26 protein-coding genes are annotated in these 22,973 nt (G+C 62.9%); 13 read left to right on the top strand and 13 right to left on the bottom strand.

The features are described 5' to 3' along the window. Positions 1-118: 118 nt before the first annotated feature. On the bottom strand, positions 119-730 hold the full coding sequence (locus tag JMF82_RS18220) for a class I SAM-dependent methyltransferase (protein WP_201315951.1): 612 nt from the start codon (positions 728-730) through the stop codon (positions 119-121). A 106-nt stretch (positions 731-836) separates the two neighbouring features. Here JMF82_RS18220 and JMF82_RS18215 point away from each other — a divergent pair, with 106 nt between their 5' ends. The 3 genes from JMF82_RS18215 (at position 837) to JMF82_RS18205 (ending at position 4,062) form a co-directional block, all read left to right on the top strand. Beyond that, positions 837-1,124, top strand: a complete 288-nt coding sequence (locus JMF82_RS18215) for a hypothetical protein (protein ID WP_201315950.1) — start codon at positions 837-839, stop codon at positions 1,122-1,124. A gap of 175 nt (positions 1,125-1,299) precedes the next feature. Next, positions 1,300-2,850 carry a DUF1800 domain-containing protein gene (locus JMF82_RS18210; RefSeq protein ID WP_201315949.1) on the top strand — a complete coding sequence of 517 codons (1,551 nt, stop codon included), beginning with the start codon at positions 1,300-1,302 and terminating at the stop codon, positions 2,848-2,850. Between the two features lie 9 nt (positions 2,851-2,859). Then, positions 2,860-4,062, top strand: a complete 1,203-nt coding sequence (locus JMF82_RS18205; protein ID WP_201315948.1) for a DUF1501 domain-containing protein — start codon at positions 2,860-2,862, stop codon at positions 4,060-4,062. A gap of 117 nt (positions 4,063-4,179) precedes the next feature. Here JMF82_RS18205 and JMF82_RS18200 read toward each other — a convergent pair whose 3' ends face one another. From JMF82_RS18200 to JMF82_RS18190, 3 genes are read right to left on the bottom strand one after another with little or no spacing between them, the layout of a single operon-like run. Further along, the gene (locus JMF82_RS18200) at positions 4,180-4,623 is read right to left on the bottom strand and encodes a DUF1579 family protein (RefSeq protein ID WP_236585553.1); all 444 of its coding nucleotides are present in this window, start codon (positions 4,621-4,623) and stop codon (positions 4,180-4,182) included. Between the two features lie 31 nt (positions 4,624-4,654). Then, entirely contained in the window at positions 4,655-5,578 is a 924-nt protein-coding gene (locus JMF82_RS18195) for a sensor domain-containing protein (RefSeq protein ID WP_201315947.1), read from the bottom strand. Continuing rightward, positions 5,578-5,940 (bottom strand): PadR family transcriptional regulator, encoded by a 363-nt coding sequence (locus tag JMF82_RS18190; RefSeq protein WP_111981897.1) that lies wholly within the window; start codon positions 5,938-5,940, stop codon positions 5,578-5,580. Before JMF82_RS18190 ends, JMF82_RS18195 begins: the two co-directional genes overlap by 1 nt. Positions 5,941-6,042: 102 nt before the next feature. On the opposite strand from JMF82_RS18190, the gene JMF82_RS18185 reads away from it, so the two are divergent. Next, the gene (locus JMF82_RS18185; protein WP_201315946.1) at positions 6,043-6,399 is read left to right on the top strand and encodes a hypothetical protein; all 357 of its coding nucleotides are present in this window, start codon (positions 6,043-6,045) and stop codon (positions 6,397-6,399) included. 113 nt (positions 6,400-6,512) lie between these two features. Here JMF82_RS18185 and JMF82_RS18180 read toward each other — a convergent pair whose 3' ends face one another. The 6 genes from JMF82_RS18180 to JMF82_RS18155 all read right to left on the bottom strand — a co-directional run bounded on the left by JMF82_RS18180 (position 6,513) and on the right by JMF82_RS18155 (position 13,058). Beyond that, positions 6,513-6,848, bottom strand: coding sequence for an antibiotic biosynthesis monooxygenase family protein (locus tag JMF82_RS18180; protein WP_201315945.1), 336 nt, complete (start codon positions 6,846-6,848; stop codon positions 6,513-6,515). A gap of 149 nt (positions 6,849-6,997) precedes the next feature. Continuing rightward, positions 6,998-7,570: a TetR family transcriptional regulator gene (locus JMF82_RS18175; RefSeq protein WP_201315944.1), complete on the bottom strand. Its 573-nt coding sequence runs from the start codon at positions 7,568-7,570 to the stop codon at positions 6,998-7,000. A 33-nt stretch (positions 7,571-7,603) separates the two neighbouring features. Further along, entirely contained in the window at positions 7,604-8,095 is a 492-nt protein-coding gene (locus tag JMF82_RS18170; protein ID WP_201315943.1) for a DUF302 domain-containing protein, read from the bottom strand. 69 nt (positions 8,096-8,164) lie between these two features. Beyond that, entirely contained in the window at positions 8,165-9,640 is a 1,476-nt protein-coding gene (locus JMF82_RS18165) for an amidase family protein (protein ID WP_201315942.1), read from the bottom strand. Positions 9,641-10,152: 512 nt separating this feature from the next. Further along, a complete protein-coding gene (locus JMF82_RS18160; protein WP_201315941.1) occupies positions 10,153-11,265 on the bottom strand; it encodes a serine hydrolase domain-containing protein in 1,113 nt (370 codons plus the stop codon). Between the two features lie 107 nt (positions 11,266-11,372). Continuing rightward, entirely contained in the window at positions 11,373-13,058 is a 1,686-nt protein-coding gene (locus JMF82_RS18155; protein ID WP_236585554.1) for a SulP family inorganic anion transporter, read from the bottom strand. A gap of 61 nt (positions 13,059-13,119) precedes the next feature. Here JMF82_RS18155 and JMF82_RS18150 point away from each other — a divergent pair, with 61 nt between their 5' ends. The 8 genes from JMF82_RS18150 (at position 13,120) to JMF82_RS18115 (ending at position 17,227) form a co-directional block, all read left to right on the top strand. Then, complete coding sequence (locus JMF82_RS18150; RefSeq protein ID WP_236585552.1) at positions 13,120-13,383, top strand: ribbon-helix-helix domain-containing protein; 264 nt, start codon at positions 13,120-13,122, stop codon at positions 13,381-13,383. Then, positions 13,367-14,167 (top strand): hypothetical protein, encoded by an 801-nt coding sequence (locus tag JMF82_RS18145; protein WP_201315939.1) that lies wholly within the window; start codon positions 13,367-13,369, stop codon positions 14,165-14,167. Before JMF82_RS18150 ends, JMF82_RS18145 begins: the two co-directional genes overlap by 17 nt. 69 nt (positions 14,168-14,236) lie before the next feature. Next, a complete protein-coding gene (locus tag JMF82_RS18140) occupies positions 14,237-14,593 on the top strand; it encodes a hypothetical protein (RefSeq protein ID WP_201315938.1) in 357 nt (118 codons plus the stop codon). Positions 14,594-14,675: 82 nt separating this feature from the next. Beyond that, on the top strand, positions 14,676-14,957 hold the full coding sequence (locus JMF82_RS18135) for a hypothetical protein (RefSeq protein ID WP_201315937.1): 282 nt from the start codon (positions 14,676-14,678) through the stop codon (positions 14,955-14,957). Between the two features lie 89 nt (positions 14,958-15,046). Then, a complete protein-coding gene (locus JMF82_RS18130) occupies positions 15,047-15,394 on the top strand; it encodes a zinc ribbon domain-containing protein YjdM (protein WP_201315936.1) in 348 nt (115 codons plus the stop codon). Between the two features lie 136 nt (positions 15,395-15,530). Continuing rightward, on the top strand, positions 15,531-15,917 hold the full coding sequence (locus tag JMF82_RS18125) for a VOC family protein (RefSeq protein ID WP_201315935.1): 387 nt from the start codon (positions 15,531-15,533) through the stop codon (positions 15,915-15,917). A gap of 69 nt (positions 15,918-15,986) precedes the next feature. Next, on the top strand, positions 15,987-16,385 hold the full coding sequence (locus JMF82_RS18120; RefSeq protein ID WP_201315934.1) for a hypothetical protein: 399 nt from the start codon (positions 15,987-15,989) through the stop codon (positions 16,383-16,385). A gap of 188 nt (positions 16,386-16,573) precedes the next feature. Continuing rightward, positions 16,574-17,227, top strand: a complete 654-nt coding sequence (locus tag JMF82_RS18115; RefSeq protein ID WP_201315933.1) for a glutathione S-transferase family protein — start codon at positions 16,574-16,576, stop codon at positions 17,225-17,227. A gap of 27 nt (positions 17,228-17,254) precedes the next feature. On the opposite strand, the gene JMF82_RS18110 is transcribed toward JMF82_RS18115, so the two are convergent. After that, positions 17,255-17,566, bottom strand: a complete 312-nt coding sequence (locus JMF82_RS18110) for a HigA family addiction module antitoxin (RefSeq protein WP_201315932.1) — start codon at positions 17,564-17,566, stop codon at positions 17,255-17,257. Positions 17,567-18,647: 1,081 nt separating this feature from the next. On the opposite strand from JMF82_RS18110, the gene JMF82_RS18105 reads away from it, so the two are divergent. Further along, a complete protein-coding gene (locus JMF82_RS18105; protein ID WP_201315931.1) occupies positions 18,648-19,034 on the top strand; it encodes a response regulator in 387 nt (128 codons plus the stop codon). 57 nt (positions 19,035-19,091) lie between these two features. On the opposite strand, the gene JMF82_RS18100 is transcribed toward JMF82_RS18105, so the two are convergent. Both JMF82_RS18100 and JMF82_RS18095 read right to left on the bottom strand, forming a co-directional pair. Further along, complete coding sequence (locus JMF82_RS18100) at positions 19,092-21,161, bottom strand: PAS domain-containing sensor histidine kinase (RefSeq protein WP_201315930.1); 2,070 nt, start codon at positions 21,159-21,161, stop codon at positions 19,092-19,094. Further along, positions 21,154-22,647: an ATPase domain-containing protein gene (locus JMF82_RS18095; RefSeq protein WP_201315929.1), complete on the bottom strand. Its 1,494-nt coding sequence runs from the start codon at positions 22,645-22,647 to the stop codon at positions 21,154-21,156. Before JMF82_RS18095 ends, JMF82_RS18100 begins: the two co-directional genes overlap by 8 nt. Between the last annotated feature and the right edge of the window lie 326 nt (positions 22,648-22,973).

The raw sequence follows: 22,973 nt of genomic DNA, 5'->3' as shown, positions 1-22,973 counted from the left end.
CGCTGTACCCCTCTCAATGTGGCAGCGCATCCCGTGCGCAACCGCGGCGCGTCTCAGATCAGCCGCTCCATGAGGCCTGTCGCGCACAGGGTGCGCTCCCACAAAAACGCGGTTGCCGCTAACGCGGTGGAAGTTGCGCCAGCTCAAGTGCTGCGATACGGCGTTCCAGGCGGGGGCCGAGATAGCAGTGCGAACCGCAGGGCATCAGCCCGGCTTCGCTGAAGGCGCGCAAATACCACGAGGGTGCGCGCGCATGGAAACCCTCCATGTCGCCGTCCACCCCGTCGCGATGGGTGAATACCTCGAGGAATGCCACGCCTTCGAGCATGTCCGCGATGCCGCCCAGGCCTGCCCGCAGTTCGGCGGGCTTCAGGTAGTGCAACACGTCGGTGCAGACGATCACGTCGAAACGCTGGTCGAAACGCAGATACTCCAGTTGACCGAAGCGCGCCAGGCCGATGTTGCGGCTCCGCCCGTAACGCGCCACCACGTATTCGCTCGCGTCCAGCCCCTGGTAATGGACGCCTGGCCGCAAGGCCCGCAGCGGCGCACGCCACACGCCCTCGCCGCAGCCCACGTCCAGCACGCTGCGTACGGGCCGCCCCAGGTAGTACTCCGCCTGCGCCACCACCATCGCCACTTTTCGCCGCAATTCCGCCGGCGAAGCGACTGAATGATCGGGATGGCGATACCACTTGTCGAAATAGGCGCGGTCGTAGATCTTGGGCACGGTTTTCTCCTCAGGCCGTGCGTCATGGTAGCCCACGCATGGCGCTCACTTGTCCTGAACATGCGCTGCGCCAGCATGGTGTGGAGTCACTGGAGAACCGCCCCCCGTGCCTACCATCCGCATCCGCCTCACCGGCACCCGCGACGACGCGGACACCCTGCTCACCACGCTCCACGGCATCGACGGCATCGAGCACGTCGAAGAACTGGAAGAGCCGTCGATGTATCCGCGTGACGACTCCAGCTCCAGCGACCTGGTCGACGACAACGGCAGCGAGCTGTTCCTGATCGAGGTTTTGGCGGCCGATGGTCTCCATGCCGACGCCGTCCGCGCCGTCACGGAGGTGGAAGCGTCACGTCTCGGCACCGTCGTGGAATTCGTGGACGAGTTCTAGCAACACCCCGCCTGATGGCTTCCCGCCGAAGCCGGCGGCTCCATGTGCCGGCGCCCGGCGCCCGCATGAACCCCGACCAACAAAAATCGCCCCTGCCGGTAAGCCGGTCGCCAGCTGCCGCGTTCACAGTGTCCAGCACGGTCGCCGTCCGCCTCGCCACAGGAAGCCCTGACGCATGCGTGTAGCCCTGAAGTCCGCCGTCGTCTCCCTCCGTCCCCTGCTGGCCATGGCCTCGCTGGTTCTCGCCATCGGCCCTGCCTGCGCACTTTCGCCCCGGCCATTGTCCCAGGACGACGTGGCATGGCTGCGGCGCGATGGTTTCGACCTGGACAGCGCCACGGTGGCCCGCTACCGCGACCTCGGCCGCTCGCGCTTTCTCGACCAGCAACTGGACGACAAGGCCGGCGATGCACTGCCGCCGCCCATCGCGGCGCTGATCAACAGCTACGAGGTGGTGAACACGCCCACCGAACAGCGGCTCGCGAACCTGCGCGACGAGCAGGAAAAGATCAAGGCGATGCCCGATGGCGACGACAAGACTGCCGCGAAGAAGGCGCAACAGGAACACGCCAACCTGCTGTTGCAGGAGGCCCAACAGATCGCAATGCTGCATGCCGTCTATGGCCCGAACCAGCTGAAGGAACAGATGGTGTGGTTCTGGCTGAATCATTTCAGCGTGTACGGCGCCAAAGGCCGCGTGCGCTGGGTGGCGGCGGACTATGCGCAGGAGGCCATCCGCCCGCACGCGCTGGGCAAGTTCCGCGACCTGGTGATGGCGACGCTGCAGAGCCCGGCGATGATGGAGTTTCTCGACAACGCGCAGAACGCCAAGGGGCACGTCAACGAAAACTACGCGCGTGAACTCATGGAGCTGCATACGCTCGGCGTCAACTCGGGCTATACGCAACAAGACGTGCAACAGCTCGCGCTGATCCTCACCGGTTCGGGCGTGGCGCCCCTGCGAGACCGCCCGATGCTGGAGCGTCACCCGCGCATAGCCGCCCAGTTCGTGCGCAACGGCCTGTTCGAATTCAACCCGATGCGGCACGACTACAGCGACAAGGTGCTGCTCGGACAGAAGATCAACGGCTCAGGTTTCCATGAAGTCGAGCAGGCCGTCGACCTCATCACGCGCCAGCCTGCCTGCGCGCAGTTCATCTCCCGCAAGCTTGCCGCCTACTTCGTCGCGGACGATCCGCCGCCCGCGCTGGTTGCGAAAATGGCGCATACCTTCCAGCGTACCGATGGCGATATCGCCGACGTGCTGCGCACGATGCTGGAATCCAAAGAGCTCTCCACCAGCTATGGCAAGAAGTTCAAGGACCCGATGCAGTTCGTGGTGTCCTCGGTACGCGTGGCTTACGACGGCAAGCCGATCGTCAACGCCAAGCCTCTGATCAACTGGCTCAACCAGCTGGGCGAACCCGTGTTCGGTCGATTGACGCCCGACGGTTGGCCGCTGGACGCAAGCGGGTGGTCCAGTTCCGGACAGATGGCCAAACGTTTCGAGATCGCCGGCGCCATCGGCACCGGCAACAACCGGCTGCTGACGCCCGAAGGCCTGCCGCGAAATGGCGGCGACTTCCCGATGCTCACCACGCGTCTCTACTACGACACCTTCGACCCCTACCTGAGCGCGCCCACGCGTGACGCGCTGGCCAAGGCCACCTCGCAGCAGGAATGGAACACCTTCCTGCTCTCGTCGCCCGACTTCAACTATCGCTGAGTAGCCTCCATGAACCGACGCGACTTCCTTCGTTCCGCGGTGGCGGCAGCCATGGCCGCTCCGGCATTCACGTTCTCTGGGCGGCTGTTCGCCGCGCCGGCCAATGCGCCGAGGTTCCTCCTGGTATTCCTGCGCGGCGGCTACGACTGCAACAACCTGCTCATTCCCTATGGCAGCGATTTCTACTACGAATCGCGCCCGACGCTGGCGATCGCCAGACCGGATGCCTCCAACGCCGACAGTGCCATCGCACTCGACGGCCACTGGGGCCTCAATCCCGTATTGCGCGATTCCATCCATCCGCTATGGCAAAAGCGACAGGTGGCTTTCGTGCCGTTCGCCGGCACCGATGACCTGTCGCGCAGCCATTTCGAAACCCAGGACAACATCGAAGCCGGCGAGCCCAGCGGCCAGCGCAGCGACTACCGTTCCGGTTTCATGGCGCGCCTGTCCGGCCAGATGAGCAGCGTGCCGTCCATCGCGTTCACCGACGCCTTGCCGCTGACGTTCCAGGGAAGCACGCGCGATATCCCGAACATCTCGCTGCGCGGCAACACCAAGCCCGTGTTCGACACGCGCCAGGCCGGCATTCTCGCCGGCATGTACAAGGACACCTCGCTGGCCTCCGCCGCCTCGGATGGCCTGGAGCTTCGCCAGGCCGTTTCGAAAGAACTGCAGGACGAAATGATGAAGGCGAACCGCGGCGCGCCCAACGCCAGGAATTTCGCCGCGGAAACCCAGCGCATCGCCACCATGATGCGCGACCAGTATCGCCTTGGCTTCGTCGATGTCGGTGGTTGGGATACACACGTCAACCAGGGCAATGTGACGGGAGGCCTCGCCAACAACCTCGCCAACCTCGGCAAGGGGCTGGCCGCCTACGCCGATGCGTTGGGCGATGAATGGAACAACACGGTGGTCGTGGTCGTCTCGGAATTCGGCCGCACGTTCCGCGAAAACGGCAACAAGGGAACGGACCACGGCCACGGCACCGTGTATTGGGTATTGGGTGGCAAGGTGAACGGCGGACGCGTCGCCGGCGAGCAGGTCGCCATCAACGCGCAGAGCCTGCTGCAGAACCGCGACTATCCGGTACTCACCAACTACCGCGACATGCTGGGTGGATTGCTGGGACGCACCTGGGGTCTGTCAGGCAGCCAGTTGCAGACCGTATTCCCAGGCGCGCGGCCGCGCGATTTGCAGCTCGTTTAGCCGACCACGCCCCTCCCCTTCTCTGTATAGGAGCGCACCCAGTGCGCGACTGCGGGCTGCGGCGTCGCTGCTTCGTAGGCTTTTCGCGCACTGGGTGCGCTCCTACAAAAAGGGCACTTATGCGTTGGTACGGCGATAGCGTCCGTCCATCACGCGTTCCCAGCTGACACCGCCGTCGAACGAGCTTTCCAGGCGCAGCGTGAACACATCCGCGCCTTCCAGCGCATAGACGTGGCGTGTCTGGCCGCGCGGCGAGCTGCGCACGAAAGTGAAGCGCTGGCCGTCCCACAGGCCCGGCGCCGGTGCGCCTGGCACGAAGCCGTAGCTGTCGAACCAATACAGGCTGCACTGGTCGTGATCGGCGCCCATGACGAACACGGCGTGCGCCTGCAGCGTGATCCTGCCGTCCCGCTCCTCGCGATAGTCCTGCACGAGCGCGCGGCCGCCAAGATCGGTCCGCGCCTGGATGAAACCCTTCGCGGGCCCGCCCTGGCCCCAGCGCGTGGTGGCGATTTCCTCATCGCCCGCCCAGTCACCAGCCAACGCGTTGAACATCGTCATGCCATAGCCTCCCAGCCCTGAGATTGCCGCTTCAATCGCCATCGCGCGGCACCAGCATGACCTTGGCGATGTGGCCATGCATGATGCCCAGGCTGCGTGCCAGATGCAGCGTGGCGAACAGCAGCACGATGCCCACCATGCACAGCAGGGTCACGTCGACCCAGCCCACTTCATGGAAGCCCATGCCCCAATTGATGAGCGGCTGGCCATCCGTGAAGAGTCCGCCAAAGCGACTGCGATCGATGGCAAGCGCCAGCGGCGAAGCGATAAAGGCGACCGACACGCTCAGCAGCGTCACCGCCAGTGTGAAGTACACGATGCCCAGCGGCAGCATCAACCACATGTAGCAGATCGTGGTCCATGTATGCAGGTCGGTGAACATGCGGCCGATGCGCTTCATCAGGCCCATCGGCGGCGCCGGGTACACCGGGCGGCGCGGCATGCGCATGCCGAGCATGGTCTCCACGATGCGGCCTTCCATCAGCGACAGCACGCGCACGCTGCCGAAGAACAGCACGATGAACGGCAGGCCGATGATCAGGATCGACAGGCTGGCCGACAGCGAAATGCCGGTCACCGCCCAGGTGAAGTAGAAGATGCCGGTAGCCAGCGACAACAGCATGTAGAACAGCGCCCCGTAGGTGCGTGCATCCGCGGCCACGCCAAAGAAGCGTCCCAGCGCGGACCGGCGCTTCGGCGGCGGCGGCGGACGCAAGGCGCGCTGGATCTTGATCTCCTGGTCGCGGTAGATGTCCGCCACCTCATCAGGCGCACCGTAGCTTCCCACCACATGGGCAAGCATTTCCGCTTCGCTGCGTTGCGGATTCTCGGCCAGCTCGGCGCGAAGATGTTCCTCGGCGTCGTACAGCGCATCCTGGATCAACGCCGGATCCGCCCCGCGCAGCGCTTCGCGCAACTGCCTGAGGTATTCGGCGATCGTACGTGGTGCGTTCATTACACCCCTCCTTGCAAGACGGCATCGACGGAAGCGCGCGTGGCGTTCCAGGCGTCCACCCAGTCGCGCAGCACTTCGCGCCCCGGCTTCGTAATGCGGTAATAGCGACGCGGCGGCCCGCTCACGGAAGGCTCGACCTCGCTGTCGAGCAGCCCGGCGGCCTCCAGATTGCGCAGCACGGGGTAAAGCGCGCTCTGTTTCCCCGACAGCACGCCCTCCCCCACCTCTTCCAGACGCTTGGCGATCTGGTAGCCGTACATCGGCTGGCGCGACTGCCCAAGCACCGCCAGCAGCACCAGCGAAACGGTGCCCGCCGACAGCTCCTTCTGGAATTTCTTCAGATGGCTGGCATTGTCTTCCACCGCTCACCCGCACTGCTGGTTACCTTGGAGTGAACCATAGTGCGAAGTTAACAGTAGTACATGGGCCTGAAGTCATGAGGGGCCGACTGGCGGGTCGTGGGCATGAAACCAATGTGTGTACCGGATGTACAAACATTGGTTTCAGCGGGAGGGGCCGGCGTAGAAGCGACTGAGCAAATCGTGTATCGCGAGCCCGCACAGTATGAAAGCGGGACTACGGAAGCTCCCATTCAGCTCCCCGTCGATGTGAACGATCTGATTGCCCGTGAAGGCAGGAAGCTTGAATCCGATGCCATTGTCGGACTGGATGCATTTTTCAGCCGTACGACATGGCATGTTCGTACTGGTAATGATGGCCTGCCGGCATTCCGTACGCCATTCGCCCCGCAGTTCTGGATGCCGCTTATTGCAGCTCGCTACGAAAAGGAAACGCTCGCGGAGGAAGGAACAGCTTCGTAGGCGAACCTGGACCGCTAAAGTGACTAGCGGGGCAATCTATCAGAACAACCCGGCCGCCTCTGGTTATGCATGGAGTGCGTTTACGGGGAGTCGACATTTCCGCCGCCCTCCGATCACCGATTCGCTGCCAGCGGCGCAAATGTCCTTGCGACGCTGTATGCACCAGGCTCAAAGGTGGCGATAGCCAGAGCCTCAATTAAATAGGGAGTCGCCGCTGGATCTCCCCGCATCGCTTGATAGGCTTCCATACTTTGCCATTGGGCATACATTGTCACCTTGGTGCCGTCCAGGCTGCGATGGAGGGCGGCCGACACGAAGCCGTTCGCATGACGCACGGCTAGATCAGTCGCTCGATCCAGCAGATCGATGAGTCTCTGCTGATTGTCTGGACTCACCGTAAATACATTGATAAAGGTCACCAGCTCTTCGTCTTCAGAGATAATTGTCATAGGCATTGTCTTCGTCAAACGAGCGGATGGAGTTGGACGTTACGCAGAATTGGCGTGCTCGCGCGTGCCTTCCTCGGACGTGAAGTCATCTTCGATCGCGGCCTACTGGCGTGTACTCGTGCTACGTCCCTATTTGGTGGCGCCGCTGACTACGCGCCAGCAAGGATAAGTGCCGCGTCAATGCCGCCCTCCAATATCCTCTGTGCGTGCACCGGGTCAGGTACCGCTCGCGCAAACTCGAGTGTGCCCACCATGAGTGCGAAGATGGCGGTCGCACGGCGATGAGCCACGATCGAGTCGGTGTCTGCAAGTAGATCCGCCAACAGCGAAACGTAGCCGTTTAGACCATCCTCGTAGGCCTTTCGAGTTGACTCAGGCTGCTTAGCGATTTCAGGAAGTAACGCCGCCGAAGGGCAGCCGACTTCCGGTTCTTCGAGGTGATCGCGATTCAGATAGCTCCGGATGACGCTCTCTAGATCAAGGCCGGCGCGAAGATCATCCTCAAGGCGAAGCTGCTGGCTCTTGAGTGCGTCGACCAATGCCTCGCGAACCAGCTCTTCCTTGGATTCAAAGTGGCTATAGAACGCTCCGTTCGTCAAGCCTGCATCGCCCATGATCCCAGCGATTCCCGCAGCCGATACACCGTCACGGCGAAAACATCTCGATGCCGTCTCAAGTATCTGGCGCCGTGTCGTTGCCTTTTGGCTTTTCGCGTAACGCATCTTTCATTTCGCTCTTGAGATACACCTGTGATCTTAGCTCGCGGCCTCTTCCAGCAATGCTCTGAGGTCGCGATCGAGCTGTAGCGCCACCTCATCAACTTCGTCGCTGGCAAATTGCCCAAAGACAAAAGCAGGCCGGTCGTACTCAAATGCAACCTGACCATCTGCGTCCTCGCGCAGGAGTACGCGGATGGGTGCGTAGAGACCCGCTGACAGTCGGTGGCGGGTCATCTTGGAGGCTGTGAGCGGATTTCCAATATCGTACTGAATGGAACGACGCTGGAGCCCTGCAACGGCCAACAAGGCACCATGGTCACGCTGGGCGAAAATAGACAGTGCGGGGCATCCTTCCAGTTCCAGAAGGGCTCGTCGGCTTTCGCCGTAGCGCAGGAGGACGAAGATCCCATCGTCAATGCGAGGCGCCAAGGATGAGAGTTTGGTGCGAACGTTTTCGAAGGGGTTTGCAGAACTGATAGTGACGTGCTCGACAGAGATCGTGCGCGCTGAATATGTTGCGTTCGACATGTTGTGATCCGTCCGATTGATGGAGTGAGATGGTGTGGGCCCCTTTCCCTATCGGAAGGGGCCAGCCCTTTACAAGGTTGACGCCCAGCCATTCAGAACGGCCTCAATGCGGCGCGCTACGCCCAGCAGCGCACGATCGCCTCGCAATTGAGAATCGAGCTCAAGGCCAATGGGCAGACCGCCCTGTGACAGACCCATCGGCAGGCTGATGCCAGGCAAACCCACGCTGCTTGCGGATACCGTGTTGTTCGCTAGGGCGAGATAGGAAACGTCCCTTCCCCCAATGGTGAAGTTTGTCTGCTGGTCGATCAGAGGTGCCGTGCTTGGTGTGGTCGGCTGAAGAATTGCCGCAACTCCTTGGGCGACGAATACCGTATCCATCCGGCGCTGAATTTCGGGACGACTGACAGTTAGCGCTGTTTGATAGGCTTCAGGTGAGATCGCTCCACCACCTTCGGGCAACACCATGTGTCCCCAAACATCGCGTAGCTCGGGCTTGAGGGCTTGATAGATTTCATCAAAGGTCGCCGGGATTTGGTGGCGGCGAACAAACTCAGAGACCGCGGCCATCGTTTCGCGGAAGAAGATGCCCCACGTTGCTGAATGGATGAGGGCGCCATAGTCGTCGCCAAGATCCACTTCAACCACGTCCGCACCTGCATCTCGGAGCTGACGCAACGACTCATAGAAACGAGCTTCGACTTCGGGGTCAACCAGATCGAGGAATTGATGCGGCGCGTATGCCAGGCGGATGCCTTTCAGGTCATGCCTACGCCTCAATGGCTCCGCATCGCGATCGCCTGTCACTACCTGATCTACAAGCGCGATATCTTCGACGCTGCGGGCGAACACGCCGGTCGTGTCGAGCGTGTGGGAAATGGGGGCAACACCGGTACGCGGCCACCGACCGGTCGTTGGCTTGAACCCAACCACGCCAACGAGCGATGCAGGCACACGGATCGAGCCGACGGTGTCACCACCCAACGAGGCAGGGACGATACCCGCACCCACGGATGCGGCGGAGCCACTCGAAGAGCCTCCGGTTACCCGGTTGGGCGCGTGGGGGTTTTTTACTTGGCCGAAGTCTCCATTGCTGCCGGTCAGCCCATAGGACATCTCTACGAGGTTGTTCTTACCGAACACGAATGCGCCGGCATCCTTAATCGCGCGGACAGCATCAGCGTCTTCCTCTGGTACGAAGTGGCGGAGCCGCGCAATCCCCAGGCTCGTAGCAGTCCCCTTCGTCAGGTAGCTGTCCTTCACACCGATCGGTACGCCCAAGAGCGGACTTGTAGACCCGGCCTCGCGGGCTTTGTCTGCGTCCCTCGCGGCAGCGAGAACTGCGGCTTCATCAATGGTGATGAAAGAGTTGAGATCTGCCTGCGCCCGAGCCTGCTCCAACAGTGCAGACGTGTAAGCCTCGGACGTTATTTCGCCGCGGCTGATGGCGGCGCTGGCCTCGGCGAGCCCAAGCTTAACTAGCGCTCTCGTGCTCGGACGCGTTGTGGAGATGGGGGTACCGGTGGCGGCGACTGTGTCGTTCATAAAAGCCTCGCAAGAGCAGGATGTTGGTTGCCGTTGTCCTGGCCGCGCAGGGCGCCACCGCGATGCCATTACGATCGTAATATTACATTACGACTATAATTCAATAAGCCGTGACCAATCTCACCCGGGGGAGAGCTAGAGCGGGATGGCCAAACAGTTACTACGGTAGGGCGGTGTAGATGCCTGTCTCGCTGACAGTCACGGTTCTGCTAGCCCTAAGGCTAGGCCCGCCTCGAACGAGGCGGTTGCGGTGCACAGGGCCACAGGCTCGGCTTGGCCTCGCCTTGGTGGCGCACGAAAGGCCTGCCATGGATTGCGATTCAAACCGGTCATCGCATCGGCTTGTTGAAATCGCTCGGCCAGTGTTTGCATGGAAACGTTCGCCGCCGGCGCGATCTTCCACGGCCAGGTGATGGCCGAAAACGGGATATGCGCTGACCGTCAAAGCCGCACACCTCGGCATGAGCGCGCCATCCATGCACCAGAACGCCAAGTCCGGCTCGGCGGACGAATCAACGATAGCTGGCCTCCATCAGTGCCGTGCCCAGGTCGCCAATTTTCATGTGATCGACGCTGGTGTTGTTCATCACGATGACGGTGTGCCCGTCGTCCAGCGTGCGCCAGGCCAGTACGCGAAAGGCGCCGTTGGAACCATATTCCCAGGCAACGAGGTGGCTTCTTCCGGCGAATTCGAGCGTTTTGGTGCGTCCGCCCAAGGCATAGCTCTGATCAGCACGCTCGACGGCCATCAAGGTGCGCGTGGACTCGGGCGACAGGAGCCTGCCTTCAAAGAGACCATTCATGAGGATGAAGAGGTCGTTTGCGCTGGTGTAGAAGCCTCCCGCCAGCGCCATGAAGTTCGGCATAGGCTTGTCGAGTGGCCTGGCTTGGGGCGTGAGTTGCTGATAGCCGCGAGCCATACCGGGCACGGTCGACGAGCTTCCGCTGTAGGTGCCGCTGTGGCGTAGAGCAAGCGGCCGAATCAGGTAACCGTCGACCAGCGAGGCATAGTCGCGTCCGGTCACTCTCTCGACAATCGCCTTCGCAAGCAGCCAGTTGGAGTGCGAATAGTCCCATTCCGAGCCTGGCTCGAAACGCAGGTCGCCACTGGCGTAGCGGCGGATGGCCTCGGCATTGTCGAGCGATAACCCGCGTGTGGCTGGATCGCGCTTGATGGCCTGGTCGACGTCGTTGGGAACACCACTGGCGTGGGTCATCAGATTGCGTAACGTCAACTTGCTGCCGTTGTCACGCCGATAATCCGGGAGGTAGGTCGAAATCGGCTCGTCCAATGCAAGTTGCCCTTGTTGGACCAGCCGCATGACCACCATCGCGGCGATCCATTTGGAGATCGAGCCGGCCTCAAACGGCGTATCGGTGGTTAGGGTCCGACGGGTACCGGCATCCGCCAGGCCAAACGCCCCGGCGTAATCGATGTTCTCGCCATGGCCGACCAGCACCACGCCGCTGAAATCCTCTTTCGCGGCAAAACGCCGGGCAATAGCCGCGCAGTCGCCGCAATCGGCCATGGCTGGAAAAGCCGCGAGCAAAACGAGCACCGTGAACGCACATTGCCATATCGGGTGCCGACCGATCGCGTTGCGCCACTTCGATGAACGACCCATCGGGGTACCTTCCAGGCAGGGAGAGAAGACAACCTCCGCATGGGATGCCGCGTGGCACTACAGGGTTTAATGCCATCGGGAGCGCTTGGTAGCGTCAATACAGCGAATCATGTCTCACGCGCATCCCGTCGTGGCTCCACGAGTTGCCGGGAAATCGCCAGGGCTTCCTCATAGTGATTGGCGAAGTACAGTTCGCCTTCGCGAGGGCATACGGCCATTTGCTGGACCACCCGCCGCGGCTGAGCCTGCAGGCCCGAGATGATCAGCACGATGCCATGGCGGCGGCAGCGCTCCAGCAGAATCTTGAGCGCATGGACGCCGCTCGCATCGATGATGGGGACGAGGCGCATGCGGAGGATGAAGACCTTGGGTGGCTTCTGGAACTGGTCAAGCAGTTCGTCGAGCCGATTCGCCGCGCCAAAGAACAGTGGGCCGCTGATCTGGAATACCTCGACGCCTGGAGGGAGCAAGGCGCGTTGAGAGATGTCGTTGTCGACTTCGCCGTTTTCGTCCAACAGCTTGATCCCGGCGCTGACCTCCACGGCGTCGGCCATGCGGAACATGAAAACGAACGCCGACACCACCAGGCCCACTTCGATCGCGACCGTGAGGTCAAAGAACACGGTCAGGCCAAACGTGAGCAGGAGGACCAGGCCATCGCCCTTGGGAGCCGATAGCGTGTGGCGAAATTGTTCGATCTCGCTCATGTTCCAGGCGACCACCAGCAATACAGCCGCCAAGGCAGCCAGCGGCACGAATTTCATCAACGGCGCCAACGCCAACACGAAGACCAGCAAAAAGGCGGCGTGCATCATGCCGGCGATCGGCGTGCGTCCCCCGGCGCGGATGTTGGTCGCTGTCCGGGCGATGGCGCCGGTGGCAGGCAACCCGCCGAACAGCGCTGAACCGACATTGGCCATCCCCTGCGCAACCAACTCGCCGTTGGATCGGTGCCTTCCACCGATCATGCCGTCCGCCACCACCGCCGACAGCAGGGATTCCACGCCCGCCAGAAACGCAATGGTGAACGAGCTGGGCAGCAGTTCGCGAGTTCGCGCAAAGGGAATATCCGGCAGGTGAAACACCGGCAAGTTGGCGGGCAACCCGCCGAAACGGCTGCCGATGGTCTCGGCGGGCAGTCCGAAACTCGTGCTTACGACAGTGCAAAGCGTCAACGCAATGAGGAAGCTGGGCCATGTCGGCCGCCAGTGGCGGATGGCCAGAATCAGCAGCAACCCGCCCATCGTAAGCAGGACTGCGGCCGGGCGCGCCGTCGGCAAGTAGTGCGCATACGCCGCCCAACGCTCAAGAAAGTCGGCCGGCACCGACGGCATGGTCAGCCCGAGGGCATCCTTCACCTGGCTCGAGAAAATGCTCACGGCAATGCCTGCCGTGAAACCCGTGATCACCGGCTGGGGCATGTATTTCATCAGGGTGCCCAGTCGCAGCAGGCCGGCCCCGATCAGCATCAACCCCGCCAACAGCGTGCACAGGATCAGGCCGCCATAGCCGAAGCGCTGGATCACCACGAACACCACGGGGATGAACGCGGCGGTCGGGCCACCGATCTGCACGCGCGACCCACCGAACGCCGAGATCAGGAAGCCCGCCACGATGGCGGTGTAGAGGCCTTTTTCCGGCGTGGTGCCGCTGGCGATCGCCAGCGCCATGGCCAGCGGCAACGCCACTATGGCGACCGTCAGTCCGGCAACGGTGTCGTTGCGGAAGTCGCGCCAGCCATAGCCCTCGCGCAGCACCGTGACGAGCTTCGGAACAAACGCCCGCCCATACATCCGGCCTCTTCCCATGCCCCTCGCCCCCCTGAACGGTGACTTGGATGATCATGGTATTATCATGTCATACACATTCAATGTGAGCATCACCGTGACGATCGAAAACCGTACCGCCCGGCTGACCATCCTGATCGACCCGCGCAAGAAGGCTGTCTTCGAGCGGCTATGCGACGCCGAGGACTCGACACCGTCGCAGGTCGTCCGCCGGCTGATCCGCGAGTACATCGAGCGGACGACGGGGCGCCCCTGGCATGCCGAGGAAGAGGCCATGCCGGAGCAGCCCTTCGGCGAGCACCCCAGGAGTGGCCATGTCAGTGGCCAGTAAGCCCTCCTACGCGGCCGCGGCTAAGTCGTCCGCCACCGCGCAAGCGGCGCCCGGGCAGTCGTTGGCTGGCCTGCGCCCGGAACAGATGGCCTTCCTTGGTGAATACGCCGGCACCGCCCAGGACAAGCCCGTTTTCGTTCAAATCGTGTGCTGGCCGACGGTTCCGGCCGCCTGGGGCATGCTTGCCCAGTCCTACGCCGGGCTGCGTAGCCAGCGCGGTGGCATGGCAGCCCTGCCCAGTGCCAAGGGAACGTCCTGGATCCATCAGGTGGCGCCCCAGTTGAGCCACCCGCTCGAGCGGGATGCCGCGGCGGCGGAAAGCACCCTGGCCACCCTGATCCGGCGCCTGCCTGTCCGGTTTGCTGCCGCGCGGGTGGAGGTCGACCTCGCCCATGCCGGGGCGTCCGAGGGGCTACGTTGCCGCGACCTGTTTTCCCAGAGCCTGGGGGCGTACAGCGCTCATCTCCGTAACGCCAATCAGGCGGCGTGCCGCGTCTTGATTGCGGCCGGGCAAGCGCCCTCGGCGGGCGATGCCAAGCACCAGGCTTACAGCGAGGTCCTGCCCCATCTTGACGATGCCGCGCGCGTCGAGGGCATGGCCTTGATCAGGTGGCCAGGCAACGACGTCCCGCTTCCTCTGGAAATGGCCCAGCTCGCAGCGTCCGCGATGGGAAGGCACCTCCAGGATCCGACGATGGCCAGCCCGCTGTACGAAACCGTGCGAGGACACCTCGTGCCGTCGTCGCGTTTTCCGTCGAATGGGCCGGCCAAGCGGCGCCGTTGAGGGGTGAGCGCGACGGTTCCGGGGAGTCATCCCGGGGCGAAGCGCTCCTTCGCATGAAGTGGGAAGTCCATGCCGGTCTTGATCATCGATGACGACTCCGCGTTTCGCACGGCCCTGGCGCACGACCTGCACCAGAGTGGCTATACGGTTCATGTGTCGGCGGGATTTGAGTCGATGGTCGCTGTCCTGCTCAACGTGACACCCCGTACGGCGATCGTTGATGCGCACCTGCCGCATGGCGAGTCCAGGCAGGCGGTCATGGTGCTTCACCGCTGCGATGTCCCGGTCGTGTTGCTCAACGAACGCGACGCCTCCGTCGATGGATGGCAACGCCAGCAGGTCGCGAGCGAAGTGACCATGACCAAACCGGTGGGATGGGTCGATCTCGATCGTTACCTCCGGCAACTGCGCTCATCCCCACGGTGATGACCCGCAGGAGCCGGCGCTCGATGAGTTCGCGCTCTCTTCCCACACGCTTGCCCAGACAGGATCCACCGAGTCCGGCCCGATGTCCGAATCCACCATCCTCACCGCCGTCGAAGGCTTTGCCGACTGGTCCAAGCCCTGGCGCTTCCTGGAAGCCGTGTTGACCCACGCCGACCTGTCCGCCGAGGACCGGATGGTGGTTCGCGCCATCTGGGCAGACACCTGCAACGCCGCTCACTGGTCAGAACGCCAGTTGTTCGATGGTAGCGAGGCCGCCAGTCAAGCGTTAAAAGCCGCGCATCCGTGGTTAAGCCTGATCGCGCGCACGCACTTCATTCGAGCTGCCGCCCATGAGTGGCAATAGCAGCTCGTCGGCCTTCATTGCGGATGGCCTCACGCCTGCCGCCAATCCCGGCCATGCAAGCTTGTTCACGAAACTCCAGGAACCCACCCATGACCCAACCTGACATCCCTGCGTGCCCACTTTGTGGAATGGAAAACACCTATCCGGACGGCGATCATTTCATATGCCCGGATTGCGCACACGAATGGCCACAAATCGCCGCGCAAACCGAAGACGCGGATATCGTCGTGCGCGACGTCAACGGTAACCAGCTCAACAGTGGCGATTCGGTCGTGGTCATCAAGGACCTGAAGGTCAAGGGGTCCTCCATTCCGCTCAAGCAGGGCACGATGATTCGCAACATCCGCCTGGTCGAAGGGGACGCGGAACACATCGAGGGCAACTCCGACAAGATCAAGGGGCTGGTACTCAAGGTTTGCTTCTTGAAGAAAGCGTGAGCCAGCCGCCTCCTCGTGATCAGTACTTTGGCGCGGAAAGCACTCGACCCATGAAAGACAAGGGTCCGCAACGGGGTGGCGATGGCACCTATAGCTCAGAAACTGGACTCCCCCGACTGGGGCGTGGAGGTTTGCCGTGATTGAGTGCCTTGACCACCTCGTTCTTACAACAGCCGACGAGAATGCCTGCATACATTTCTATGTCGACGTGCTCGGGATGCGACTTGAGCATTTCGGCCCCGGAAACAAGCGCAAGGCCTTTCATTTCGGCCACCAGAAAATCAACCTGCACGTCAAAGGCCGTGAGTTCGAGCCGCACGCCCACCTGCCCGTCCCTGGCTCGCTGAGCCTTTGCTTCATCGTCAACGTCACGCTGGACGAGATCATCGCGCGGTTGAACGCGTTGGATGTACTGATCGAAGCGGGGCCTGTTTCGCGCCGAGGAGCGGTCTCGGACATTCGTTCCGTCTACGTGCGCGATCCGGATCTCAATCTGATTGAACTTGCCGTGGTGGTGCGGTGAACGCACTGGGCACGCATATCACTGGCATATATCACGAGTAGAAATATGCACAGGAGATTCGATCGCTCCGTGGACCATCGCGTGCGCGCGTTGACAGAGCGCCAGCACCTTTTGGTGGTGGATGATGACGCGGCCTTTGGCCCGGCGCTGGCGGTCCACCTCAGGCGGATGGGCTACATCTCCCACTTCGCCTTGAATGTGAAGGCCGTCCATCAAGCGCTGGCGCGCAGGTCGTATGTCATGGGCATTGTCGACGCGCGCCTGGCAGAGGCCGACTCCGGCCATCTGCGTGCGTTGTTGCGCGCTCGCCGGATGCCCGTACTCTGGTTGCTTGACGCCGACACCCCGGCAGAAACCACTGATAGCTGGATGGATAGCACCGACCTGCGTGTTAGAAAGTCCGTCGGCTTCGTGGAGCTGGAGCGCCATGTGAAGCGCGCGTTGCGGCACCCCTCAGGCGGGCGGTAACCCAAGGCGGCTGCCTGGCAGCCTGGCTTCTTCAGTCCATGAGATAACCTCGCCCGACAGGGGGATGTCGATTCGCCGAAGGTTCGTTCGTCGTCATTTCAAGCGGGCAAGAGCCCGTGCTGAAATCCATCCTCGGCGCCATGGCTTCGAGAACGGCGCCATGCCATCGCCATCACCAGGAGACCCGGATGACCGTCACCATTACCGCCTTTGAACGCTCGCCCGATGGGGGCATGGGCTTGGCGCGGGATACGCGGGTTCGCTGGGCGCTGGAGGAAGTGGGCCAGGCTTATGAGGTACGGCCCGTGTCTTTTGCCGCGATGAAGGAGCCCGCGCATTTGGCCGTCCATCCCTTCGGCCAGATTCCCACGTACGAGGAAGGTGACCTGGTGCTGTTCGAGTCGGGGGCGATCATTTTGCACATTGCCTCGCGCCACGCGGGTCTGCTGCCCGAAGACGCCAACGCGCGGGCACGCGCGATCACGTGGATGTTTGCCGCGATCAATACGGTGGAGCCGCCGATCCTCGACATCGTCACCGCCAAGTTCACCGAGGGCGACAAGCCGTGGAGCAAGGAGCGCATGCCGCTTATCGCCGATCGCATCCGCCATCGGCTGGGCCAGCTCTCCACGCGCCTGGGCGATGCCGAATGGCTGGATGGCGCGTTCAGCGCGGGCGACCTGATGATGGTGTCGGTGCTGCTCAGGACGAGGCCTTCGGGCATCCTCAACGAGTTTCCCGGCCTTGCCGCCTATGTGGCCCGCGGCGAAGCGCGCCCTGCGTACAAGCGGGCTTTCGCCGCGCAGTTGGCGTTCAACACGGCCCAGCCGGCGGCCGGCTGACGAAGGCTTGCGGCGTGTACATGGCGGCTACTTGATACGCCGCCGCGCGTCGCGTTTCGTGCCCACCGTCGCCAGGTCGTAACGGGCCTGCAGCACCAGCCAATAGGCCGGCGTCGGCTCCATCACGCTGGCAAGGCGCAAGGCGAACTCAGCGTTGATGCGGCGCTCCCCTTTCGTGATCTGTCGCAAGGTGGATGCCGAAATGCCGGTGCGGCGCGCCAGCCAGGCGAGCGACACGGTGCGGGGGCGGAGATGGTCGTTCAACAGTATGTCGCCAGGGCTGCGTAACAGCATGGAGGGGTCAAAGTCCATCAGCGGATCGAGTTTGATGAGGCGCATAAGGCTTCCTTTCCTGTCAGGCATGGCCTAATGACGGATCAAACCCTACAGGCTTCCGTGTCGGCGCATGCCGTGGATGGTGTCCGTTATCGCTGAGGGGCGGCGCATCGACCGGCAGGCCGATGCGCCGCGGAAGCGATCAAGAGGGACGGGAGACACTCACTTTCGGCGTGTTATCCAGCCTGCCGTCGAAAGCGCAGGATGCCCGCGTGGCCGATAAGAGGTGTCGGCGTACGCCGACAGGCCTGGCCACGTGCCGCCCTGCCCGCGGGGTGCGTGGCAGCGGGAGTGCAAGTGAGGATGCCATCGTGGGGAATGGACGGGCGGATGCGTCCCGTATGATCGCGAACAGCCATGCTCAACTCCTTGCTTAGTTGGTAATGGTCAGCGGGTCGCCGGTGTTCCTAGCACCACGACCCGCGCTTCACGACATTGCTGTCGAGGCCGCTTGCACCGCGCCATGAACAACGCCGCAGGTGGCCCGCCGAAAGTAGCAAACGGCCCGCGTCGAGCCTGTCAGCGATCACCACGAATCCGCCCAACCATGCGCCGACAAATGTGTCGGCCTGCCGTGACGCGCACCTCACGGGCATGCGCGTGCTTCCGCCTGAGCAGAGGGCAGGCTCGCGGCCCGCTCTATACAAGCCATCGCAAAGAAGCCATCGCGCGCAGCAGGTGATGCCTGTCAGCATCCATGGCAAGCCATGATCGCAACGCCGGCGCCATCAGCAGCCGCCGAGCGGATGCCAGCGAGCTCATGCAGTGCCGCCGCCCGCGACACGGCACGCAAGCAGGCAAGGCCCGTGGCACGACCGCATCGCGTTGCGTCGCCGTTCAACCACGCCGACATGAACTCGTGCGGGAAAGATGCAACCATCCATGCCGTGGTATCGGTCACGGTCTTCTTTCCGTCCTTGCCTTGTTGCGACAATTTTTATCTGCCATGAACCTTCAACGTAGTCAGATGGCGGGTGCAGTTACTCGCACGCGTCAAGACCACTTGAAGGTGCAGCGATAGCCCGCCTCACCAGCACAGGCCAAGCCCCGCTGCGCTGACAAGACGATTCACAAAAGGGATGACATGGCGTTTTCGCGCAGCAACATTTGGAGGGTCCTCATCGTCGACGACGACGACACACTCAGGCTGCTGCTCGGCGAGATGCTGCAGATCCTGGGGCTCGAAGTCACAGCCGCCGGCGACGGCGCCGAGGCACTGGCCCAGCTGGCGGCGGGTGAATCATTCGACCTGTTGATCACGGACATACGCATGCCCGGCCACATCGACGGACCGGTGCTGGCGAACTCGGCCAGGGCCTTGTATCCCGCGATGCGGGTCGTCGTCATGACCGGCTATGGCGGCGAGCGGGTGGCCGCCCTTCCGGATGACATGCCGATCCTGAAGAAGCCTTTCAGGCTCAAGGATCTGCAGGAGCTCATCAGCGACCTGGGTCTGGCCAGCACCCCATAGCGATGCGCGCGTCCTGCTCAAGTCGCGGCAGGCCAGCGCTTCGCCGTCACGCCATCCTCATTCGACATGTTGGGTGTTGTCCGCGCCCGCAAACGCGTCCATGACCGCCTTGCCGAAAGCCTCCAGCGCGAACGGCTTGGCGATCATGCTCATGTTGTGGCCCAGGAACGCGGAGCGCACGGCAGCGCTTTCGGCGTAGCCGGTCATCAAGAGCACCGGCGTGGACGGGTGTCCTTCGCGAAAGGTTTCGGCGAGCTGCCGCCCGTTCATGCCCGGCAGGCCGACATCGGAGATCAGCAGGTCGATGCGGTTCGATGCGATATGGGCCATGGCGGCATCCGCATCACGCGCGGTAACCACGGCATAACCGAGCTCCTCGAGCAGAAAACTCACCAGCAGCCTCACCTGGTCGTCGTCCTCGACCACGAGCACCAGCTGCCCCGCGCCCTTGGGTGCTGCCTTGTCCTTTTGGATGGAAGCGGGCTCATCGACCGCGGGCGCCACGGGAAGATAGAGAGAGATGGTCGTTCCGCTGCCGGGCACGGATTGCAGATCGATATAGCCGTTCGATTGCTGCACGAAGCCGTAGATCATGGACAGGCCCAGGCCGGTGCCCTGCCCGATCGGCTTGGTCGTGAAAAAGGGTTCGAAGACGCGTTCCTTGATGGCAGGCTCCATGCCGACGCCGCTGTCCGCCACTTCAACGACGACATAGCCGCCTGGGTTCGCTTCGGTGCCTTTGCGCAGAAACGGCGTGGACGCCGCGTAGCTCGTCGCGATCCTCAGCTTGCCGCCATCGGGCATCGCGTCCCTGGCGTTGATGCACAAGTTGAGGATCGCGCTTTCCAGCTGGCTGATGTCGACCTGGGCCCGGTCCAGCGGCTCCGCCAGATCGACGTGGATGTCGATGCGCTCGCCCAGTGTCTGGTTGAGCAGCATGTGCATCGACTGGATCAGTGCGTTCACGTCGACAGGCGTGGGGTCCAGCGATTGCCGCCTCGAAAAGGCCAGCAGGCGCTGGGTCAGGGCCGCCGCGCGCCCTGCCGCCTCGGTGGCGGCCCCGGCGACCTTGGCGACGAGCTCATCGTTGACCCGCATGCTGACGATATCCAGCGCGCCGATGATGCTGGTGAGCATGTTGTTGAAGTCGTGGGCGATGCCTCCGGTGAGCTGGCCCACGGCCTCCATTTTCTGGGCCTGCCTGAGCGCGGTGTCGCTTTCCGTGCGGGCCTGCATTTCCGCGCGCAAGGCGGCCGTGCGCTCTTCCACCTTCTGCTCCAGTCGCGCGGCGGCCTGGCTGAGCGCTTCCAGCGATTCCTTTCGCTCGGTGATGTCGGTGGCAAAGAGATGCACGCCGTCGATCAGGCCATCTGCCACATGGCGGGGAAGGTAACGGGCCTCGGCCTGGTGCCGATGGCCATCGGGATGCTGCCAGGCCAGCTCGGACTTTCCCGCCTCGCCTGCCAAGGCGCGTTGGATGGGCTCCCTCCGCGCGTTCCAGTGGATCGTCCCGAAAACTTCCTCGACGGTTTTTCCGAGCATGTCCTCCGGGTCGATGCCAAACCATTCCCGGTAGGCCCGGTTGGCGAAGCGGTACCGGAAATCCGTGTCGATAAAGGCGATCAGCACCGGCAGCGAATCGGTGATGCGCCGCAACTCGGCCTCGCTGTCGGCCAGGGCGCGCCGGCTGGCGGCGAGCTCTTCCATGCGGTCCCTGATCTCGAACTGCTTCTGCCGGGAGCGCATGGCGGTCGCCACCGCACTGAGCAGCGAGGTCGAGCCGATGGGGCGTTCAAGTTCGATAAGGTTGAGAACGGCGCTCGGCAGTGGCGAGGGCCTGGCATCACGCCCCGGCTGGGCGGAGTGGAGCACGACAAAGGGCACGTCCGACCAGGCCGGCTGTTTTGCTAGGGCGTTCTGGATCGCGTCGACGCCATGCTCCAGCGCCTCCTGGGTAAGGACAATCACGCCGGTGTGCTCGTCGATATCGTCGGCCAGGGCCACCTGGTCCCGATAGAGCACCGCGTCGTAGCCGTCCCGCGTCAGCACCTCGACCAGGCTTTCCCCATCGCGTTGCCAGGGCGCCATGACCTGCACCCGATAGCCACGCGCAGCCTCCCTATGCATCCCGGTTTTCCATCAACGGCCCGCTTTTGCCCAGGAACTCGGGCGTACCTGTGAGCACGCCGCGGAAATTGTCCAACGGCTCGCCGACACGCAGGCCCCGGCTGTCGATGAAGAGCTCCCGGATCGTGTCCTCATGCTTGCCGCTGCGGTTCTTGATGACGGAGATGGCTTTGCGGATGCGCCCCCGCGCCTCGAAAAAGCGAAAGAGGATGACGGCATCCGCGATATAGGAAACATTGATCTGCCCGGCGTCCATCGAACCGACGAGGCCATACTGCGGGTTGATCAGGAAGGTCGTGACGCCCGACTGGTTGAGGAAGGCCAGCAGCTCATGCATCTGCAGCAGCAGGTGCTTCTCCTGGGGCATGGCGGAGAGGTAGCCGTTGAGGCTGTCGATGACGACCATGGTGCATTGCCGCTCCTGCACTGCGCGGAAAACATGTGAAGCGAACTCACCCGGCGGCATTTCCGCGGGGTCGATCTGCATGATCTCGAGCAGGCCATTCTCGATGTGCTTTTTGAGGTTGACCTCCATCGCCTCCGCGCGCTTGAGCAGCGTGTCGATGCGTTCGTCAAATTCGTACACCTGGCAGCGCTCGCCGCGCTCGCAGGCCGCGCCGACATATTGCAGGGCCAGCGTGGTCTTGCCGGTGCCGGCAGGGCCGATGAGCAAGGTGCTGGTGCCGCGCAGGAAACCGCCGCCCATCAGGGCATCCAGGTGCGCGACGCCGCTGAGGGCTGGCAGGTTCGCGAACTCGACATGGTGCCCGGCCGCGACGAGCCGCGGATAAACCTCGACACCGCCCGTGAGGATGTTGATGTCGTGGTATCCCGCGATGAAGGTCGCACCCCGCATTTTCTGCACCTGCAGGCGGCGTCGCGACGCGCCGAATTCCAGGGTGAAGCGTTCGAGCGAGATCACGCCGTGGCTGATGCTGTGCAAATGGGTGTCGCGGTCCCTTCCCTCGCTGGTCAGGTCGTCAATGAAGAGCACGGTCGCGTTGCGCGGTGCGAAGAATTGCTTGAGCGCCAACACCTGCCGCCGGTAGCGTAAAGGGTCCTGCGCAAGCAGCCGCAGTTCCGAAAGGCTGTCGAAGACGATGCGCGTGGGCTCGAGCCGCTCCACTTCCTGCTTGATCAGCCGGATGGTTTCGCCCAGCTCCACTTCCCACGAGTGGAAGACCGACTGGTTTCGGTTCTCGCCCAGCACTTCTTCGATGGTAGACAGCTCGAACAGATCGACACCCTGCAAGTCCCAACCATGGGAGGCGGCCACTTCCCGCAACTCCTCCGCGGTTTCGGACAGGGTGACGTAGAGGCATCGTTCGCTCTCTCTCACGCCCTCCAGCAGAAACTGGAGCGAGAGCGTGGTTTTTCCCGCCCCCGGTTGCCCTTCGAGAAGGTATAGACGGCCCGCGGGGAGACCGCCGTGCAGAATCGTATCCAGACCGGCGACGCCAATACGGCAACGACGAGATGTGGGCATGGGCCAACCCGTGCTCGGGGAAAGCCGTATTAGTTGTCAGCAGACGCTACGATCCCGTGGAGGGGTCGTGAAGTGACTGTCTACGTCCGATGGAGACCGGGTGATAGCGCTGGCGACCGGCGTAGCTCGACCAGCTCACTCACTGGCGGTGTACTTCCCTCTCTTTTGGGGCAAGGCCGCCGAAACCTCTACCTGCGTTAGAGACGCACGCGCATGATGGATCGCGTGATCCATCACGCGCGCCCCTCGCTTCGCTGGAACGCAGCCCGGCCTTCGAGACCCGTTTTCACAAGCACGGATAAGGGCGAGACCCGCCTGCTTTCCGC

Origin of the sequence: Dyella sp. EPa41 (assembly GCF_016586165.1) — a bacterium.
GTDB lineage: Bacteria > Pseudomonadota > Gammaproteobacteria > Xanthomonadales > Rhodanobacteraceae > Dyella.
Note: the sequence above shows the minus strand (reverse complement) of the source record. Positions and strands in the feature narration are given on the sequence as shown.